This window comes from Vibrio sp. 811, assembly GCF_033339195.1.
Genome location: NZ_JAWOUB010000651.1, coordinates 1 through 593, shown reverse-complemented (window position 1 = coordinate 593; position 593 = coordinate 1). Strand labels below are relative to the sequence as shown.

1 protein-coding gene is annotated in these 593 nt (G+C 46.0%); it reads left to right on the top strand.

Translation table 11 applies throughout. The annotated features are described in order from the left end of the window. Positions 1-593, top strand: a 593-nt coding sequence (locus R7Q46_RS28625; RefSeq protein ID WP_318078501.1) for an AMP-binding protein, incomplete at both ends; no start/stop codon positions are given.

The following is a 593-nucleotide window of genomic DNA, read 5'->3' as shown; positions in this document are numbered from 1 at the left end:
TATACCTCCGGCACATCAGGTTTGCCAAAAGGCGCAATGCTAACTTACGGAGCGTTTAGTTGGTCGGTACAACAGCTGATCAACCACATCGGTATTCAAGCTAACGACCGACTCTTTTCCTACCTACCATTGGCACATATTACTGAACGCGTTTATATTTTTGGTTCATCCATCATGGGTGGCGTACCAACGGCTTTCCCAGAGTCGCTCGATACTTTTATCGAAGACGTGAAAATGCACCGCCCAACCTTGTTCATTTCTGTACCGAGATTATGGACTCTGTTCCAGCAACGCATTCAAGACAAACTTCCACAGAAAAAATTGAATTTCTTACTAAAAATACCGTTCGTAAATTCGCTGATTAAGAAAAAGCTCGCCGAAGGCCTGGGGTTAGATCAAGCGCGAGTTTTGGGTTGTGGTTCTGCTCCGGTATCACCCGCACTATTAGATTGGTACCACAGCGTTGGCCTAAACATCACCGAAGCATGGGGGATGACGGAATCCTTCGCTTACAGCACCATAAACTACCCATTTAGAGCAGATAAAATTGGTACCGTGGGTAACGCAGGCCCCGGCATTGAGTTAAAAATTGC